The organism is Erwinia endophytica (assembly GCF_009295515.1).
In the GTDB taxonomy this organism is placed as follows: domain Bacteria; phylum Pseudomonadota; class Gammaproteobacteria; order Enterobacterales; family Enterobacteriaceae; genus Erwinia; species Erwinia endophytica.
The window spans coordinates 16,004-32,865 of sequence record NZ_RQVV01000049.1 but is presented as its reverse complement, the minus strand read 5'-3'; the positions used below and the strand labels follow the sequence as shown (position 1 = coordinate 32,865).

Below are 16,862 nucleotides of genomic sequence, written 5' to 3'. Positions count from 1 at the left end.
CTGCCATTTCCCTGACTCAAGGGGGAGTTTTAGATGAGAAATTTTAACAAGTATTTTATGGTGTTGATTCTGGCGGGTCTGTTTTGCCTGCGTCCGGCTTTGGCGCTGGAATGGAAGTCTGACATCACTCTTTCACCCAGTGACTTAGAGTATTCCGGCCCAGCGGATTCTGTCGCCAGCGGCAGCATCATTGGTGGCGACTGGAGCGCAACGATAACAGTGAACCAGGTTTTTTGGTGTGGCTATATCTATTTGTGTTCTCTGAGTACTATGGAACCCGATAGTAGTCTGGTTGCCTCTGGCCAGACGGTCGTTGTGGATGGCGTGAGTTACGCGGTGTTTGAAACAGGTGTCCCTGGTGTGGGATTTATTCTGGGCCTGAAAGATTCTAACGCTACCGCCTATGTTCCTTTGCAGAACGGTACTACCCAGACTTATCCGGCTGACGGAGCAAGTGGTACCGCAAATGACCTGGGATGGTCTGCCAAAGTAACTTTCGTGAAAACTGGCGAGCCTCTGGCCAGTGGTGTTTATGTCACGCCGACGATTAATGCGGCAGTGCTGACTGCGCATAATAATGAAACGGCAACGGCGAAAGTTATCATCAATCCGACGACGATTACCGTTAATGCCACCGGCTGTACTATCAGCACACCTAGTGTACAGGTTGATATGGGAAGTCTGGATGTGCGGGCGTTCAACGCAGTCAACAGTACGTCAGCGCTGAAGAATTTTACAGTTGGTCTTAACTGTGATGCCAACATCGCATTGTATGGTGTGGTCACGGATCAGACCGATCCGAGCAATACGACTGATACGGTTTCTTTAACCCCTGATTCCACCGCGACGGGGGTGGGAGTACAGTTCTTCTATAACAATAGTGGTCCGTTGTCGCTGGGTCCTGACAGTTCGCTGAATTCGACAATTGGTCAGTTTTTTATTCAAAGTACCTCGCAGGCCGAGACGCTGAGTCTGCCTTTTCAGGCCCGTTATATTCGCACTGGCGACATTACGCCAGGCACCGCTAATGCGGTTGCCAGTATCACTTTTTCTTATCAGTAATATTTCAATGCGTTGACGCTTAGCTGTGCAGCCACAGCTAAGCGTGTTGCCTGCCGTGAAGATTTTTATTGCTGGAAAGCGGCCCGCAAACCCCGCCTTTTCCTCTCTGCAAAAGTCAAAAAAATGCTAATCTTGCCGTTTTCTTCCTGAGGGAAGTGAGGGAATATCATGACGGATAATGAATTAGCTCGGTTGAGTAGCGAAGTGGGGCAACGGTTACTGCAGCGGCAGGCCTCTGTCACTACGGCAGAGTCCTGTACCGGTGGTTGGATTGCGAAAGTGCTCACCGATATTGCCGGTAGTTCCCAGTGGTTTGAACGGGGATTTGTTACTTACAGTAATGAGGCCAAACAGGATATGCTTGGCGTAACGGCGACCTCGCTGGAACGTTTTGGCGCGGTTAGCGAACAGGTCGTGCGGGAAATGGCGGAAGGTGCACGGAAAGTGGCTGGTGCTACTTTTGCCTTATCCGTTAGCGGTATTGCCGGGCCAGGAGGGGGTTCGGCAGAAAAACCGCCAGGTACGGTATGGTTTGGTTTTGCTGCGGAGAGTCGCCAAACGTTGGCACAGTGTAAAATTTTCTCTGGCGACCGGGAGGCTGTCCGGCGCAGGGCTACAGCCTGGGCGCTGCTGACGTTGCGTGATCATTTTCTCAAAAATTAAGCTTGATACTGTATGACTATACAGTATAATCGCTGTTATATTGAATTTATACAAAGCCGCGTAGATGGGGCTTTACCCGCGTGATTAGGAGTTGAAATGGCTATTGACGAAAACAAGCAAAAAGCACTGGCAGCAGCGCTGGGCCAGATTGAAAAGCAATTTGGTAAAGGCTCCATCATGCGCCTGGGTGAAGATCGCACTATGGACGTGGAAACCATCTCTACAGGCTCCCTGTCGCTGGATATTGCCCTGGGCGCGGGCGGTCTGCCAATGGGCCGTATTGTCGAAATTTATGGCCCGGAATCTTCCGGTAAAACCACGCTGACCCTGCAGGTTATCGCCGCGGCGCAGCGCAAAGGGAAAACCTGTGCGTTTATTGATGCGGAACACGCACTGGATCCGATCTATGCGAAAAAACTCGGCGTGGACATTGATAACCTGCTGTGTTCCCAGCCAGACACTGGCGAGCAGGCGCTGGAAATCTGTGATGCACTGGCGCGTTCTGGCGCGGTTGATGTCATCATCGTTGACTCCGTGGCCGCGTTAACACCAAAAGCAGAAATCGAAGGGGAAATCGGTGACTCTCATATGGGGCTCGCGGCTCGTATGATGAGCCAGGCAATGCGTAAGTTAGCCGGTAACCTGAAAAACTCTAACACGCTGTTGATCTTTATCAATCAGATCCGCATGAAAATCGGGGTGATGTTTGGTAACCCGGAAACCACCACCGGCGGGAACGCCTTGAAGTTCTATGCCTCTGTTCGCCTGGATATCCGTCGTATTGGCGCGATTAAAGAGGGTGACGAAGTGGTGGGCAGCGAAACCCGAGTTAAAGTGGTGAAAAACAAAATCGCCGCGCCGTTCAAACAGGCCGAATTCCAGATCATGTATGGTGAAGGGATCAATATCTACGGTGAATTAATTGACCTGGGCGTCAAGCACAAGTTGATTGAAAAAGCCGGTGCCTGGTACAGTTATAACGGTGATAAAATTGGGCAAGGCAAAGCCAATGCGGGTAACTTCCTGAAAGAAAACCCCGCTGTAGCCAACGAAATTGAAGCGAAACTGCGCGCTATGTTGCTGAATAACCCAGATGCCAAAGTTGATTCCGTTGCCGACGAAGCCCGTGTTGATGAGCCCAGTGAAGCAAACGAAAACTTCTGATTTTCAGCTTGAGGGCGATTAAATTTCGTCGGGTTGATGAAGATGAAAAGGAACGATTCAGACCCCGTTCCTTTTCTCTTTCTGTCTGCTATCTTTCCGCTGTATTTTTCCTGCGTTTGTTTCTTCCGCCGTTCCTCGTTACCCTTATCCTGACTATACCTTAAACTCTGCAAGCCTCAGGAAGACAGCAAGTGAAGGGCACCTGATGGGCTTACTCAGGTAAGTGATTTGGGTGATAAACATCGCCAACACATCTGCCGCTTAAAGATGGCGAGTCTCTATTAATTGAGCTGAAAACAGTGGAGTTTAGATGTCGGATGCCACTGCGCATAACCAGTTTTCCCGTTTACTGGACAGGGCGATGCGTATTCTTGCCCTGCGTGATCACAGTGAGGCTGAGTTTCGTCACAAGTTGTCATTGTCGGTAGCGCGCTCGGCCATGTATGCCAAAGAGCAAGCGCAGGTTCCTCCGACGCCAGAACAAATCGACCGTGTGGTCGTCTGGTGCTATGAAAATCACTATCTTGATGATGCCCATTTTGCCGAACGTTTTGTCGCCAGCCGCAGTCGTAAGGGTTATGGCCCGCAGCGTATCCGCATGGAGCTGGAACAAAAGGGGGTGGACAGAACGTTGACGGATGACGCACTGGCCAGTGCTGAGATTGACTGGAGCAGGCAGGCACGTGAAGTGGCAGAGCGTAAGTTTGGCCGACCATTGCCGGCAAACTGGCAAGAAAAAGCCAAAGTGCAGCGTTATCTGATGACGAAAGGCTTCTTTTCTGCGGATATTCGCAGCATTTTTTCAAATTTTGATGATTGAATTAACGATGGGATTTTACTTCCCCCCGAAGAAAATTTATCTTATTCACCACTTTTTGTTCGTGCGTTGCCGGGAGAAGGGAAAACCTGCCGGTGTATCAGACCCACGAAACATTCGTTAGCGTGATTCCAGGACAATTATGAGCAAGAGCACTGCGGAGATTCGCCAGACGTTTCTCGACTTTTTCCATAGCAAGGGGCACCAGGTTGTAGCCAGCAGCTCCCTCGTCCCGACTAATGACCCGACGCTGTTGTTTACCAATGCCGGAATGAACCAGTTTAAGGATGTTTTCCTCGGCCAGGACAAACGTAACTACTCGCGCGCGACTACTTCTCAGCGTTGCGTTCGGGCTGGCGGCAAACACAACGATCTGGAAAATGTTGGTTATACCGCTCGTCACCACACATTCTTCGAGATGCTGGGTAATTTTAGCTTTGGTGACTACTTCAAGCGTGAAGCCATTAGTTATGCCTGGGAACTGCTGACGGGAGCGCAGTGGTTTAATTTGCCGAAAGACAAGCTGTGGGTCACTGTCTATGAGACCGATGACGAGGCTTTCGACATTTGGGCTAATGAAGTTGGTGTACCCCGCGAGCGTATTATCCGTATCGGTGACAACAAAGGCAGCGCCTGGGCTTCTGATAACTTCTGGCAGATGGGTGATACCGGTCCATGCGGCCCATGTACGGAGATCTTCTTCGATCATGGCGAGCATATCTGGGGGGGACCGCCAGGCAGTCCGGAAGAAGATGGTGACCGTTATATTGAAATCTGGAACATTGTTTTCATGCAGTTCAACCGTCAGTCTGACGGTACCATGCTACCGCTGCCAAAACCTTCCGTGGATACCGGTATGGGGCTGGAACGCATTGCGGCAGTGCTGCAGCACGTTAATTCCAACTACGAAATCGATCTGTTCCAGAAACTGATCAAATCTGTGGCTTCCGTTACTGGCGCGACTGACCTGAGCAGTAAATCACTGCGTGTTATCGCGGACCACATTCGTTCATGTTCCTTCCTTGTGGCGGATGGCGTTATTCCATCGAATGAAAATCGTGGCTACGTGTTGCGTCGTATCATTCGTCGTGCAATTCGTCACGGTCATATGCTGGGGGTGCAGGGAACGTTCTTCTGGAAGTTGGTTGCACCATTGATTGACGTGATGGGGGCCGCCGGTGACGAGTTGAAAAGCCAGCGATCCCAGGTTGAGCAGGTGTTGAAAACCGAAGAAGAGCAGTTCGCCAAAACGCTGGAGCGCGGTCTGGCGTTACTGGATGATGAGCTGTCGAAACTGCAGGGGGACACCCTGGATGGTGAGACGGTCTTTCGCTTGTATGACACCTTTGGTTTCCCGGCAGACCTGACCGCTGATGTTTGCCGTGAGCGTAATCTGAAAATTGATCAAGACGGTTTTGAGCGTGCAATGGAACAGCAGCGTCAGCGAGCGCGTGAGGCCAGCGGTTTCGGTACCGATTACAATAACGTTATCCGTATTGATACGGTTTCACACTTCCAGGGCTATGACCAGTTGAAGCTGACTGCGACGGTGAAGGCGATTTTTGTTGATGGCCAACCCACTGATGAAATCGCGGCGGGTCAGCAAGGGGTGATCGTTCTTGATGAAACGCCTTTCTATGGTGAATCGGGTGGGCAAGTGGGTGACACCGGTGAGTTGCAGGGCAGTAATGCCTTGTTCAATGTAACCGACACGCAGAAATACGGTCAGGCAATTGGCCATATCGGCACGCTGGTTTCTGGCTATCTTCGTGTCGGTGACCGTTTGGCTGCCCATGTGGATGAGGCGCGTCGGGCCCGTATTCGCCTGAATCATTCAGCAACTCACTTACTGCATGCCGCGTTACGGCAGGTTCTCGGCCAGCACGTTGCGCAGAAAGGCTCTCTGGTTAACGATAAATACCTGCGTTTCGACTTCTCGCATTTTGAGGCGATGAAACCACAGGAAATTCGCCAGGTGGAAGAGATAGTTAATGCGCAGATCCGCCGTAACCTGGCTATCGATACTAACATCATGGAACTCGAATCGGCAAAAGCGCTGGGCGCTATGGCACTGTTCGGAGAGAAATACGATTCCCATGTCCGTGTACTGACCATGGGGGATTTCTCCACCGAGCTGTGCGGTGGGACCCACGCCAGTCGTACTGGTGATATTGGCCTGTTCCGGATCACTTCTGAGTCCGGTACAGCGGCTGGCATTCGTCGTATTGAAGCGGTGACTGGAGAAGGGGCGCTGAAGCAAATGTATGTGCAGAGTGAACAACTGCACGAGATTGCTCAATTGGTGAAAGCGAACAGCAGCAACCTGAATGAAAAAGTGCGCGCGATGATCGACAATATTCGCGGACTGGAAAAAGAGCTACAGCAGTTGAAAGATCAACAGGCAGCGAAGGAAAGCGCCTCTCTGAGCAGCAAAGCGGTGGAGGTAAAAGGTGTGAAGCTGTTGGTCAGGGAGCTGACCGGTGTTGAGCCCAAAATGTTACGAACCATGGTGGATGACCTGAAGAATCAGCTCAAGTCGGCGATTATTGTGCTGGCGACAGTGGATGAAGGTAAGGTGTCGCTGATTGCTGGCGTCACCAAAGATGTGACTGATCGCGTGAAGGCTGGTGAGCTGGTAGGGCAATTAGCCCAGCAGGTCGGCGGCAAGGGTGGTGGTCGTCCGGATATGGCTCAGGCCGGCGGCAGCAATGCTCAGGCGTTGCCTGGCGCATTGTCTGGCGTTGAAGCCTGGGTTATGACAAAACTGTAACACATTAAAAAGGTACCTCAGAGGACGCTGTGGCGAGGGTTCCACAGTGTTTTTGGTCAGGTGCGTTCTCAATAAAACACAAAGTCAGGTTGATGGTGTGTATTTCGGCTAAACTAAGTATCAGCAGAATGTATTGGTATGATGGTGCACTTGTGGTGTATTTGTCATAGTCTACATTTAGCGTTATATGATGGATAATGCCGGGAGACAGTTAGCCCGACTCTTTTAATCTTTCAAGGAGCAAAGAATGCTTATTCTAACTCGTCGAGTTGGTGAAACCCTCATGATAGGTGATGAGGTGACTGTAACGGTGCTGGGAGTAAAAGGGAATCAGGTTCGTATCGGTGTGAACGCCCCTAAAGAAGTTTCGGTTCATCGCGAAGAGATCTATCAGCGCATCCAGGCCGAAAAAACGCAGCAAACGAGTTACTAACGGATCCAGCGCCTCGCTAACATCATAGCGAGGCGCTACCGGTTTTCCCCTCTCCCCATTTTTCCCCATTTCCTCTGTTTCATCTTCTTATTGCTCACTTTGCCATGTTGTTGCTTATTGTCTTTCGTTACCCGAATTATTGTTGATAATCCACTCTTTTTGCCGCCAAAATACCCGTATTGGGCGGGAATTGCGCAATCAAACATTTGGTGGGAAAAATTGTTTGACTTATAAGTGCGGGAAAGTAATATGTGCGCCACGCAGTGCCGATGAGCGGAAACAATGTTCTGAAGCACAACTCGAAAGAGGGCGTGTGGTGAGGTGGCCGAGAGGCTGAAGGCGCTCCCCTGCTAAGGGAGTATGCGGTCAAAAGCTGCATCCGGGGTTCGAATCCCCGCCTCACCGCCATTTGCATCCGTAGCTCAGCTGGATAGAGTACTCGGCTACGAACCGAGCGGTCGGAGGTTCGAATCCTCCCGGATGCACCATTCTCTTTAGAGAAAAAGAAGTACCGATGCAGTGTCCCTGTATCAAGATGAATTTTAGCATTACTGTGTAGCATTGTTTTATTATGCATCCGTAGCTCAGCTGGATAGAGTACTCGGCTACGAACCGAGCGGTCGGAGGTTCGAATCCTCCCGGATGCACCATATCTTGTAGAGCGGTTGGCAGCATGTTTCTGTCTCTCTCTGAGATATATCAGTATGTGCAGAGTGTGATGGCGGTGTTTTGTAATAGATCGCAAGATTGAGGCAACGTTGAATCTCCCTGATACATCGCTGATTACTATGTCAACGAATAATCCCATTTCTTCTCTGTGTCATCCTCTGCGTATTTTCTGACATCAAATTCCGATAATAAAAAAACGTTAATTAATTCAAAGTATTTTCCCATTGCTCCCCCTCGCGACAATTCAATTGCTTTGCGCTAAAGTATTCATTTGCGGGTGCAAGGGGAGATGAGTGTATGTACGAGGGGTATGACGGTCTGATATTCGATATGGATGGCACTATCCTTGATACCGAGCCGACGCACCGTAAAGCCTGGGATGTTGTACTGACCCGCTATGGTTTGAGTTTTGATGAACGCACAGTGACAGGACTGAATGGTTCTCCGACCTGGCGTATTGCTGAAGTGATTATCGCCAGCCAACAGAGCAATCTTGACCCCATGGTGCTGGCAGCCGAGAAAACGGCTGTTTTAAGAGAGATATTGTTCGATACCGTACAGCCTTTAGCGTTGGTTGAGGTGGTAAAGGCCTATAAAGGGCGCCGCCCGATGGCGGTCGGCACCGGCAGTGAACATGCGATGGCGGAGGCATTATTGCAGCATTTAGGGCTGCGTGACTATTTCGATGCCATCGTGGGCGCTGATGACGTTACGCGTCACAAACCTGAACCTGATACCTTTTTGCGTTGTGCTGAGCTTATCAAGGTAGCGCCGACACGCTGTGTGGTGTTTGAGGATGCTGATTTTGGCATTCAGGCCGCGCAGGCGGCAGGAATGGATTTTGTTGATGTTCGCCTGCTGTGAACGAATGGTTTACCAGGGAGGTACTGTTTGCCTGGCTTTTCCTCCAGGCCATGTGGCTACGGAGTGGCTGAGTTGTGCGGTCTGCTGTCCGGTATGCTTGCCTGCTGTTCCAGGTATTGTTTTAGCGCCGCACGAGCGAACACGTTGAGCAGCCTGATAACTATTATCATTGCTTGCTGGTCTTCGTAACACTACAGGGCATGGAAAGGTAGCGTGGATTAGCGATTCATCCGCGCTGCGGTTAACATTATGCTGAACAATAATAAATTTTCCCCAAGCGGGAGGTCAATTTGATCCCGGACGTATCACAGGCGCTTTCCTGGCTGGAAGCCCACCCTGACGCATTGCAAGGTATTGGTCGTGGTATTGAGCGTGAAACGTTGCGTGTCAAACCTGATGGTCACCTGGCCGCTACCGGACACCCGTCATCGTTTGGCTCAGCCCTGACGCACAAGTGGATCACCACTGATTTTGCGGAAACGCTGCTCGAGTTTATTACGCCGGTTGATCACGACATCGATCATCTGCTGGCTTTTCTGCGCGATATTCATCGTCATGTTTCCCACAATCTTGGTGAAGAGCGGATGTGGCCGATGAGCATGCCTTGCCTGATCGAAGACAGCCAGCAGATTGAGCTGGCGCAGTATGGTTTTTCGAACATCGGTAAGTTGAAAACGCTGTATCGTGAAGGATTAAAGAATCGCTATGGCGCGTTGATGCAGGTGATTTCCGGGGTGCATTATAACTTCTCATTGCCGCAGAGCTTCTGGCGGGCGTGGGCCAATGTGGACGATGCTGAGAGTGGGAAAGACGCCATTTCTGCTGGTTATCTACGCTTAATCCGTAATTACTACCGCTTTGGCTGGATTATTCCTTATCTGTTCGGCGCTTCACCCGCGATTTGTTCCTCTTTCCTGCAAGGGAAAGAGACGGCGTTGCCGTTTGAGCGCACCGATAAAGGTATGCTTTATCTACCTTATGCCACCTCTTTGCGCCTGAGCGATTTAGGTTATACCAATAAGTCACAAAGCGGTCTTGGTATTACCTTCAACAATTTGCCAGACTATGTGAAGGCGCTGAAAGCGGCGATCAAAACGCCTTCGCAAGAGTATGCGAAGCTGGGGGTGAAGGATGAGCAGGGTAACTGGTTGCAGCTTAACACCAACGTGTTACAGATCGAAAACGAGTTGTATGCCCCGATTCGCCCCAAACGCGTAACACGTTCAGATGAGAACCCTTCAGATGCTTTACTGCGTGGCGGCATTGAGTATATTGAAGTGCGTTCGCTGGACATTAATCCGTTCTCGTCTATTGGCGTGGATGAAAATCAGGTGCGTTTCCTCGATCTGTTTCTGATTTGGTGTACGCTGGCTGATGCGCCGGAGATGAGCAGTGCAGAGCTGCAATGTACGCGAACTAACTGGAATCGGGTCATCCTTGAAGGGCGTAAACCGGGACTGATGTTGGGTGTCGGCTGCGGTGAAGCGCAGCATCCGTTGCAGGATGTGGGTAAAACGCTGTTCAGGGATTTACGGCGCGTGGCGGAAACGCTGGACCGTCAACAGGGTGATCATCAGTACCAGGTCGTCTGTGATCGCCTGGTTGCTTCGTTTGACGATCCCGGACTGACTTATTCCGCCCGCTTCCTGGAGGCGTTAAAAGAGAACGGCATTGTGGGAACAGGTCTGGCGCTGTCGGAGCAGTATCATCATCAGTTAGCGGAAGAAAGGCTGGAGATCCTCACTGAATCGCAGTTTGAGCAGGAGGCTATTCGCTCAAAGGATCATCAGCAGGAAATTGAAGAAAGTGATACGCTGAGCTTTGAAGATTTTCTGCAGAGTAGACGCTAACACAAAAGAAAATGGCCACACGATGGTGGCCAAACATAACATCTCTGTTGTCAGGGATGATGATAACAAAATGCGCGTCTTTCATATATTCAGACCCGGGACCACAGAGAAAGTTTCATCGTTGCAAAAATAAATTCATTTTAGTTGAGGTAACAATATGCCATTGCTGGATAGCTTTACCGTCGATCACACTATCATGGCGGCACCTGCGGTACGCGTAGCCAAGACCATGAACACTCCTCATGGCGATACCATTACCGTCTTCGACTTGCGTTTTTGCAAGCCAAACAAAGAAGTCATGCCTGAGCGTGGTATCCACACGTTGGAGCACTTGTTTGCTGGTTTTATGCGTAATCATTTAAATGGTGACGGTGTGGAGATCATCGACATCTCCCCAATGGGGTGTCGCACGGGTTTCTATATGAGCCTGATTGGTACGCCGGACGAGCAGCGCGTGGCCAAAGCCTGGAAAGAAGCGATGCAGGATGTGCTGAAAGTCACTGACCAGCGCACCATTCCTGAGTTGAATGAGTATCAGTGTGGCACCTGGCAAATGCACTCTTTAGCTGAAGCACAGGATATCGCCCGTCATATCGTCGACCACGATATTGGTATTAACCATAACGATGCGCTGGCCCTGCCGAAAGAAAAACTGCAAGAATTACATATTTAGTGCAATGCCGTTTTACCGTCTCGATCGCCGGGGCGGCAACGCTTTCCCCTGCAGTACTGAATACTATCAGCTGCAGGGGATGGATTTCTCTTGCTGGTTTTATTCCCTTAGCGATTTTTGCGGCGTGATGCGAACCTGTTTAATCATGTTTTCCTGTACGTCGAGAATATCCACCGCATACTGGCCGATATGTACCGTGGTGTTTGGTAAGGGGATGTCCTCAATAGCTTCCAGAATCATCCCATTAACCGTGCGAGCCTCATCTTCCGGCAGGTTCCAGTTAAACGCTTTGTTCAGTTCACGGATGTTGGCGCTGCCTTCAATCAGTACTGAGCCATCATTTTGCGGTACCACTTCTTCCGCCAGCGTTGGTGACATGGACGTGGTGAAGTCGCCGACAATCTCTTCGAGAATATCTTCAATCGTCACCAGGCCTTTGATATCACCATATTCATCGACAACCAGCCCGACCTTTTTCTTGTTACGTTGAAATTTCACCAGTTGTACGTTCAGCGGCGTACCTTCCGGCACATAATAAATCTCGTCAGCCGAGCGCAGCATCACCTCTTTGGTGAACTCTTTCTTTTCAGTCATCAGACGATAGGCTTCTCGCACGCGCAGCATGCTGATGGTGTCATCAAGGGAGTCACGGTAAAGTACGATGCGGCCATGCGGTGTATGGGTTAGTTGGCGGACAATCGACTTCCAGTCATCGTTGATGTTGATCCCGACAATTTCATTGCGTGGCACCATGATGTCATCAACACTCACTTTCTCCAGATCCAGCACTGACAGCAGCATGTCCTGGTTACGGCGGGACATCAGTGAGCGGGATTCATAGACGATGGTGCGCAGTTCTTCCTTGCTCAGCGCAGAGTTAACAGCCCCTTCGGTTTTCATGCCGACCAGGCGCATCAAAATACGGGTAATGGTATTCAGCAGCCAGACTACGGGCATCATCACCATTTGCAGCGGCCCCAGTAACAGACTGCTCGGGAAAGCGACTTTCTCAGGGTAGAGTGCGGCGATGGTTTTTGGCAGAACTTCGGCAAACACCAGCACACAGAAGGTCAGGATGCCAGTGGCAATTGCCACGCCCTCATCGCCATGAATACGCATCCCGACGATGGTCGCTAACGCTGACGCCAGAATGTTAACCAGGTTGTTGCCAATCAGCACCAGGCTGAGTAAACGGTCGGGACGGCGCAGCAGCTTCTCTACGCGGCGGGCGGCACGGCTGCCATTTTTGGCTTGATGGCGTAACTTATAACGGTTTAGCGTCATCATGCCGGTTTCAGAACCGGCAAACCACGCTGACACCAAAACCATCAGCACCAGAATCATGATCAGACTGGTCGTTGAAACGTGTTCCAACAGAGGAATTCCTTGTTGTTGTTAATCAGGAAGTCAGGAAATGCTGTAGCATACGGCTACCGAAATAAGCCATCGTCAGTAGAAACGCTCCACCAAAGTTGAACCAGGCAACGCGACGACCTCGCCAGCCTTCATGATAGTGGCCCCAAAGCAGAACGATATAAACGAACCAGGCAAGGATCGACAGCACCGCTTTATCGATATTTTCGCGACTGAAGAGATCATGCATATAGAACAGGCCAGTACACAACACCAACGTCAGCAGTACAACCCCTACCTGAGTAATATGGAACATTTTGCGTTCGATGGACATCAATGGCGGAATGTCGTTACTGAACGCCAGCTTTTTGTTTTTTAACAGATAGTCAATCCATGCCAATTGTAAGGCATAAAGCGCAGCAATGATCAGCGTGGCGTAGGCAAACAGTGCCAGGCCGATATGCACCATCATCCCCGGCGTAGTTTCCAGGTGAGTAATAAAGGCATTCGGCACAAAGGTGGCAAACGCCAGATTGATCAGCGCAAAGCTATAAACAATTGGCAACAGTATCCAGCCACGATTACGTGAAGCCACGATAGTCATGATGGTGCAAATTATCAGGCTGACCAGCGAACCGATGTTTAGCAGGCTGAGGTTTTGACCGTTGCCCATGGCAAAAATATGTTGTTGTAGCGCCACGGCATGGCAGATCAGCGCAATAAAGGCCGACATTACCGCCAGTCGCCGCCAGGCACTTTGTCTGCGCAATAGGCTGGGGATGATCAGAGCAAGGCTGAAGGAGTAGGCGAACAACGCCAGAATCGCAAATACAGACATAAAGGTTGTCAGGTACCGGGAAGACTAAGGAAAAAAGCAGTATAGCGCCAGCGGCTGCTGGCTCCAAACGATCTCAACGTAGATGGCTGAGATCGCTGTGTCTTCATGCTATAATTCGCGCCATTGTGTCGCCTGGCGACCTCTCAAATTACGTGAGCGAGAGACGATGTTTGATAATTTAACCGACAGATTGTCGCAAACCCTGCGCAATATCAGTGGCCGAGGACGGCTGACAGAAGACAACATTAAGGACACGCTGCGTGAAGTTCGTATGGCGCTGCTTGAGGCGGATGTTGCGCTGCCGGTCGTGCGAGACTTCATCTCCCGCGTCAAAGAACGCGCGGTTGGCCAGGATGTCAACAAGAGTCTGACGCCGGGGCAGGAGTTCGTAAAAATCGTGCAGAATGAGTTGGTTGCCGCGATGGGGGCGGAAAACAACACGCTGAATCTGGCCGCTCAGCCGCCTGCCGTAGTACTGATGGCCGGTCTGCAAGGGGCAGGTAAAACTACCAGCGTCGGCAAGCTGGGCAAATTCTTGCGTGAGAAGCACAAGAAAAAAGTATTGGTGGTGTCTGCTGACGTTTATCGTCCGGCGGCAATCAAACAGTTGGAAACGTTGGCTGAACAGGTCGGAGTGGATTTTTGTCCATCAGACTTGAGCCAAAAGCCAGTCGATATCGTTAAAGATGCGCTGCAGCAGGCTAAACTTAAGTTTTATGATGTGCTGCTGGTCGATACCGCGGGTCGTTTGCACGTTGATGAAGCGATGATGGATGAGATCAAACAGGTACACGCCGCGATTAACCCGGTTGAAACCCTGTTTGTGGTCGATGCGATGACCGGTCAGGACGCCGCTAACACGGCGAAAGCATTTAACGAAGCACTGCCGCTGACCGGTGTGGTATTGACCAAGGTGGATGGCGATGCCCGTGGCGGTGCGGCGCTGTCAATCCGTCATATCACCGGTAAGCCGATTAAATTTATGGGGGTCGGTGAAAAAACCGACGCTCTGGAGCCGTTCTACCCGGATCGTATTGCCTCACGTATCCTTGGCATGGGCGATGTGTTGTCGCTGATCGAAGATATTGAGAGCAAGGTTGATCGGGCGCAGGCAGAGAAACTGGCCAGCAAACTGAAAAAAGGTGATGGTTTTGACCTGAACGATTTTCTGGATCAGTTGAAGCAGATGCGCAACATGGGCGGTATGGCCAACCTGATGGGTAAACTGCCAGGCATGGGGCAACTGCCGGATAACGTTAAATCGCAGATGGATGACAAAGTACTGGTCCGGATGGAAGCGATGATCAATTCCATGACCCGTAAAGAACGTGAGAAACCAGAGATAATCAAAGGTTCCCGCAAGCGTCGTATCGCCACGGGGTCTGGTATGCAGGTACAGGATGTCAACCGCTTGCTGAAGCAGTTTGACGACATGCAGCGCATGATGAAGAAGATGAAGAAGGGCGGTATGGCGAAGATGCTGCGCGGCATGAAAGGTATGATGCCGCCAGGCTTCCCGGGTCGCTAAGTGAGCCGGAAAATCACTCAGGTGAATTAGATTGCTTTTTGCGCCAAAATGAGTAAAATTTTCGGGCTTTTTATATTGCATCCGGGCCCCGTTCCCTCAATGGGGCCCGGTTGTTTTATTAACTAAAGAGGATGTTATGGTAACAATTCGTTTGGCACGTCACGGCGCTAAAAAGCGTCCGTTTTATCAGGTAGTCGTTACTGACAGCCGTAATGCTCGCAATGGCCGCTTCATTGAGCGCGTTGGTTTCTTCAACCCGATCGCATCAGGTCAGGCTGAAGCACTGCGTCTGGATTTGGATCGCATTGAGCACTGGGTTGGCCAGGGCGCAACACTCTCTGATCGCGTTGGTGCGCTGATCAAAGAAGCTAAGAAAGCAGCTTAATCTGTCACGGTGGTCAACATGAGCAAGCAACACACCGCGTCGTCGCCCGAGAACCCATTAATTTTGGGAAAAATGGGTGCGGCTTACGGTATTCGTGGTTGGCTCAAAGTGTTTTCCTCCACTGAAGATGCCGAAAGTATTTTTGACTATCAACCGTGGTTTATCCAGCGGGCGGGTCAATGGCAGCCTATCGAGCTGGAAGGCTGGAAGCGCCACAATCAGGACATGATCATCAAAGTTAAAGGTTTTGACGATCGTGATACTGCCGGTCTGTTGACGAATTGCGACATTGTCGTGAGTGCTGAGCAGTTGCCTGAACTGGATAACGGCGACTACTACTGGAAAGACCTTATTGGTTGCCAGGTCGTTACCACCCAGGGCTATGCACTTGGTAAAGTCGCAGAGCTGATGGAGACTGGTTCAAACGACGTGCTCGTCGTGAAGGCAAACCTGAAAGATGCATTCGGTGCGAAGGAGCGGCTGATTCCGTTCCTTGATGGACAGGTTATCAAGAATGTCGATCTCACTACCGGCACGATTGAAGTCGATTGGGATCCTGGTTTTTGAGCTCCGAACCACACGGTAAAACGTCGGCGCAGTCGATGTGGATAGGGATAATCAGCCTGTTCCCTGAGATGTTTCGCGCGATTACCGACTACGGAGTGACTGGCCGGGCAGTAAAAAATGGCCTGCTCAGCATTCAGAGCTGGAGTCCTCGTGACTTCACTCATGACCGGCACCGTACCGTGGATGATCGTCCTTACGGCGGCGGACCGGGAATGCTAATGATGGTTCAGCCCTTGCGGGATGCCATCCATGCAGCAAAAGCGGCGGCAGGAGAAGGCGTTAAGGTGATTTATCTTTCACCTCAGGGACGCAAACTCGATCAACAGGGAGTTTGTGAACTGGCGACCCAGCAGAAGTTGATTCTGGTATGTGGTCGTTATGAAGGGATTGATGAGCGTGTAATCAAAACTGAAATCGATGAAGAATGGTCGATCGGTGATTACGTACTCAGTGGCGGGGAACTGCCAGCGATGACGCTGATTGACTCGGTCGCCCGGTTTATCCCCGGCGTATTGGGTAAGCAGGCGTCAGCCGAGGAAGACTCGTTTTCCGAGGGATTGCTGGATTGTCCACACTACACCCGACCTGAAGTGTTAGAAGGGATGGAGGTTCCGCCAGTTTTGCTGTCGGGCAACCATGCTGAAATTCGCCGCTGGCGTCTGAAACAGTCGCTGGGCCGTACCTGGCTTAGAAGACCTGAACTTCTGGAAAACCTGGCTCTGACTGAAGAGCAAGCAAAGTTGCTGAGCGAGTTCCGTGAGGAGTTCAACCAGCAATATAACGATGATGGGCAATCCCGGCAGTAGCCGTGGAGCCTGAATATCAGTTTACCCAGGATAAGAGAGATTATTATGAGCAACATTATCAAGCAAATCGAACAAGAGCAGATGAAACAGGACGTACCTTCATTCCGTCCGGGTGATTCCGTGGAAGTGAAAGTATGGGTCGTTGAAGGTTCAAAGAAACGTCTGCAGGCATTCGAGGGCGTGGTTATCGCTATTCGTAACCGCGGTCTGCATTCTGCATTCACTGTTCGCAAAATTTCTAACGGCGAAGGTGTTGAGCGTGTCTTCCAGACTCACTCACCTGTTATCGACAGCATTACTGTTAAACGCCGTGGTGCCGTACGTAAGGCCAAACTGTACTACCTGCGTGAGCGTACTGGTAAGTCTGCACGTATCAAAGAACGTCTGGGCGCGAAAGCAGCATCCTAAGTTAATAGTGAA

Annotated in this window: 16 protein-coding genes and 3 tRNA genes; 17 read left to right on the top strand and 2 right to left on the bottom strand. The window is 50.8% G+C overall.

Annotated features, from left to right (window positions below; genetic code table 11):
- Positions 1 to 33 precede the first annotated feature (33 nt).
- The 12 genes from EH228_RS13730 to luxS all read left to right on the top strand — a co-directional run bounded on the left by EH228_RS13730 (position 34) and on the right by luxS (position 10,965).
- On the top strand, positions 34 to 1,062 hold the full coding sequence (locus tag EH228_RS13730) for a fimbrial protein (protein WP_420841466.1): 1,029 nt from the start codon (positions 34 to 36) through the stop codon (positions 1,060 to 1,062).
- A 168-nt stretch (positions 1,063 to 1,230) separates the two neighbouring features.
- Positions 1,231 to 1,725 carry a nicotinamide-nucleotide amidase gene (gene pncC / locus EH228_RS13725; RefSeq protein WP_152322202.1) on the top strand — a complete coding sequence of 165 codons (495 nt, stop codon included), beginning with the start codon at positions 1,231 to 1,233 and terminating at the stop codon, positions 1,723 to 1,725.
- 96 nt (positions 1,726 to 1,821) lie between these two features.
- Positions 1,822 to 2,889 (top strand): recombinase RecA, encoded by a 1,068-nt coding sequence (gene recA, locus EH228_RS13720; RefSeq protein WP_152322201.1) that lies wholly within the window; start codon positions 1,822 to 1,824, stop codon positions 2,887 to 2,889.
- 310 nt (positions 2,890 to 3,199) lie between these two features.
- Positions 3,200 to 3,709 carry a regulatory protein RecX gene (locus tag EH228_RS13715; protein WP_152322200.1) on the top strand — a complete coding sequence of 170 codons (510 nt, stop codon included), beginning with the start codon at positions 3,200 to 3,202 and terminating at the stop codon, positions 3,707 to 3,709.
- Between the two features lie 139 nt (positions 3,710 to 3,848).
- The gene (alaS, locus tag EH228_RS13710; RefSeq protein ID WP_152322199.1) at positions 3,849 to 6,476 is read left to right on the top strand and encodes an alanine--tRNA ligase; all 2,628 of its coding nucleotides are present in this window, start codon (positions 3,849 to 3,851) and stop codon (positions 6,474 to 6,476) included.
- 247 nt (positions 6,477 to 6,723) lie between these two features.
- A complete protein-coding gene (gene csrA / locus EH228_RS13705; protein WP_004155916.1) occupies positions 6,724 to 6,909 on the top strand; it encodes a carbon storage regulator CsrA in 186 nt (61 codons plus the stop codon).
- A gap of 315 nt (positions 6,910 to 7,224) precedes the next feature.
- Positions 7,225 to 7,317, top strand: a tRNA-Ser gene (locus EH228_RS13700).
- 3 nt (positions 7,318 to 7,320) lie between these two features.
- Positions 7,321 to 7,397, top strand: a tRNA-Arg gene (locus EH228_RS13695).
- An 85-nt stretch (positions 7,398 to 7,482) separates the two neighbouring features.
- Positions 7,483 to 7,559 (top strand) — tRNA-Arg (locus tag EH228_RS13690).
- A 316-nt stretch (positions 7,560 to 7,875) separates the two neighbouring features.
- On the top strand, positions 7,876 to 8,442 hold the full coding sequence (gene yqaB, locus EH228_RS13685) for a fructose-1-phosphate/6-phosphogluconate phosphatase (protein ID WP_152322198.1): 567 nt from the start codon (positions 7,876 to 7,878) through the stop codon (positions 8,440 to 8,442).
- 290 nt (positions 8,443 to 8,732) lie between these two features.
- Positions 8,733 to 10,292: a glutamate--cysteine ligase gene (gene gshA, locus EH228_RS13680; protein WP_152322197.1), complete on the top strand. Its 1,560-nt coding sequence runs from the start codon at positions 8,733 to 8,735 to the stop codon at positions 10,290 to 10,292.
- Between the two features lie 157 nt (positions 10,293 to 10,449).
- Positions 10,450 to 10,965 carry an S-ribosylhomocysteine lyase gene (luxS, locus tag EH228_RS13675; RefSeq protein WP_152322196.1) on the top strand — a complete coding sequence of 172 codons (516 nt, stop codon included), beginning with the start codon at positions 10,450 to 10,452 and terminating at the stop codon, positions 10,963 to 10,965.
- 99 nt (positions 10,966 to 11,064) lie between these two features.
- On the opposite strand, the gene EH228_RS13670 is transcribed toward luxS, so the two are convergent.
- Positions 11,065 to 12,339 carry an HlyC/CorC family transporter gene (locus tag EH228_RS13670; RefSeq protein WP_152322195.1) on the bottom strand — a complete coding sequence of 425 codons (1,275 nt, stop codon included), beginning with the start codon at positions 12,337 to 12,339 and terminating at the stop codon, positions 11,065 to 11,067.
- A 25-nt stretch (positions 12,340 to 12,364) separates the two neighbouring features.
- Positions 12,365 to 13,156 carry a cytochrome C assembly family protein gene (locus EH228_RS13665; RefSeq protein ID WP_152322194.1) on the bottom strand — a complete coding sequence of 264 codons (792 nt, stop codon included), beginning with the start codon at positions 13,154 to 13,156 and terminating at the stop codon, positions 12,365 to 12,367.
- A 166-nt stretch (positions 13,157 to 13,322) separates the two neighbouring features.
- Between EH228_RS13665 and ffh the strand changes: the two genes are divergently transcribed.
- From ffh to rplS, 5 genes are all read left to right on the top strand, one after another.
- Positions 13,323 to 14,684 (top strand): signal recognition particle protein, encoded by a 1,362-nt coding sequence (gene ffh / locus EH228_RS13660; RefSeq protein WP_152322193.1) that lies wholly within the window; start codon positions 13,323 to 13,325, stop codon positions 14,682 to 14,684.
- 136 nt (positions 14,685 to 14,820) lie between these two features.
- Positions 14,821 to 15,069 carry a 30S ribosomal protein S16 gene (rpsP, locus tag EH228_RS13655; RefSeq protein WP_124234201.1) on the top strand — a complete coding sequence of 83 codons (249 nt, stop codon included), beginning with the start codon at positions 14,821 to 14,823 and terminating at the stop codon, positions 15,067 to 15,069.
- A gap of 18 nt (positions 15,070 to 15,087) precedes the next feature.
- Positions 15,088 to 15,636 carry a ribosome maturation factor RimM gene (gene rimM, locus EH228_RS13650; protein ID WP_152322192.1) on the top strand — a complete coding sequence of 183 codons (549 nt, stop codon included), beginning with the start codon at positions 15,088 to 15,090 and terminating at the stop codon, positions 15,634 to 15,636.
- A 35-nt stretch (positions 15,637 to 15,671) separates the two neighbouring features.
- On the top strand, positions 15,672 to 16,442 hold the full coding sequence (trmD, locus tag EH228_RS13645; RefSeq protein WP_152322231.1) for a tRNA (guanosine(37)-N1)-methyltransferase TrmD: 771 nt from the start codon (positions 15,672 to 15,674) through the stop codon (positions 16,440 to 16,442).
- 45 nt (positions 16,443 to 16,487) lie between these two features.
- Positions 16,488 to 16,850 carry a 50S ribosomal protein L19 gene (gene rplS, locus EH228_RS13640; RefSeq protein ID WP_124234203.1) on the top strand — a complete coding sequence of 121 codons (363 nt, stop codon included), beginning with the start codon at positions 16,488 to 16,490 and terminating at the stop codon, positions 16,848 to 16,850.
- Positions 16,851 to 16,862 lie beyond the last annotated feature (12 nt).

What these genes read in the sequence shown, in the direction of transcription:
- pncC (WP_152322202.1), top strand. Translation starts at nt 1,231, where the DNA reads ATGACGGATAATGAATTAGCTCGGTTGAGTAGCGAAGTGGGGCAACGG.
- EH228_RS13665 (WP_152322194.1), bottom strand. Translation starts at nt 13,156, where the DNA reads ATGTCTGTATTTGCGATTCTGGCGTTGTTCGCCTACTCCTTCAGCCTT.
- csrA (WP_004155916.1), top strand. Translation starts at nt 6,724, where the DNA reads ATGCTTATTCTAACTCGTCGAGTTGGTGAAACCCTCATGATAGGTGAT.
- recA (WP_152322201.1), top strand. Translation starts at nt 1,822, where the DNA reads ATGGCTATTGACGAAAACAAGCAAAAAGCACTGGCAGCAGCGCTGGGC.
- EH228_RS13715 (WP_152322200.1), top strand. Translation starts at nt 3,200, where the DNA reads ATGTCGGATGCCACTGCGCATAACCAGTTTTCCCGTTTACTGGACAGG.
- EH228_RS13730 (WP_420841466.1), top strand. Translation starts at nt 34, where the DNA reads ATGAGAAATTTTAACAAGTATTTTATGGTGTTGATTCTGGCGGGTCTG.
- luxS (WP_152322196.1), top strand. Translation starts at nt 10,450, where the DNA reads ATGCCATTGCTGGATAGCTTTACCGTCGATCACACTATCATGGCGGCA.
- ffh (WP_152322193.1), top strand. Translation starts at nt 13,323, where the DNA reads ATGTTTGATAATTTAACCGACAGATTGTCGCAAACCCTGCGCAATATC.
- yqaB (WP_152322198.1), top strand. Translation starts at nt 7,876, where the DNA reads ATGTACGAGGGGTATGACGGTCTGATATTCGATATGGATGGCACTATC.
- rimM (WP_152322192.1), top strand. Translation starts at nt 15,088, where the DNA reads ATGAGCAAGCAACACACCGCGTCGTCGCCCGAGAACCCATTAATTTTG.
- trmD (WP_152322231.1), top strand. Translation starts at nt 15,672, where the DNA reads ATGTGGATAGGGATAATCAGCCTGTTCCCTGAGATGTTTCGCGCGATT.
- rpsP (WP_124234201.1), top strand. Translation starts at nt 14,821, where the DNA reads ATGGTAACAATTCGTTTGGCACGTCACGGCGCTAAAAAGCGTCCGTTT.
- rplS (WP_124234203.1), top strand. Translation starts at nt 16,488, where the DNA reads ATGAGCAACATTATCAAGCAAATCGAACAAGAGCAGATGAAACAGGAC.
- alaS (WP_152322199.1), top strand. Translation starts at nt 3,849, where the DNA reads ATGAGCAAGAGCACTGCGGAGATTCGCCAGACGTTTCTCGACTTTTTC.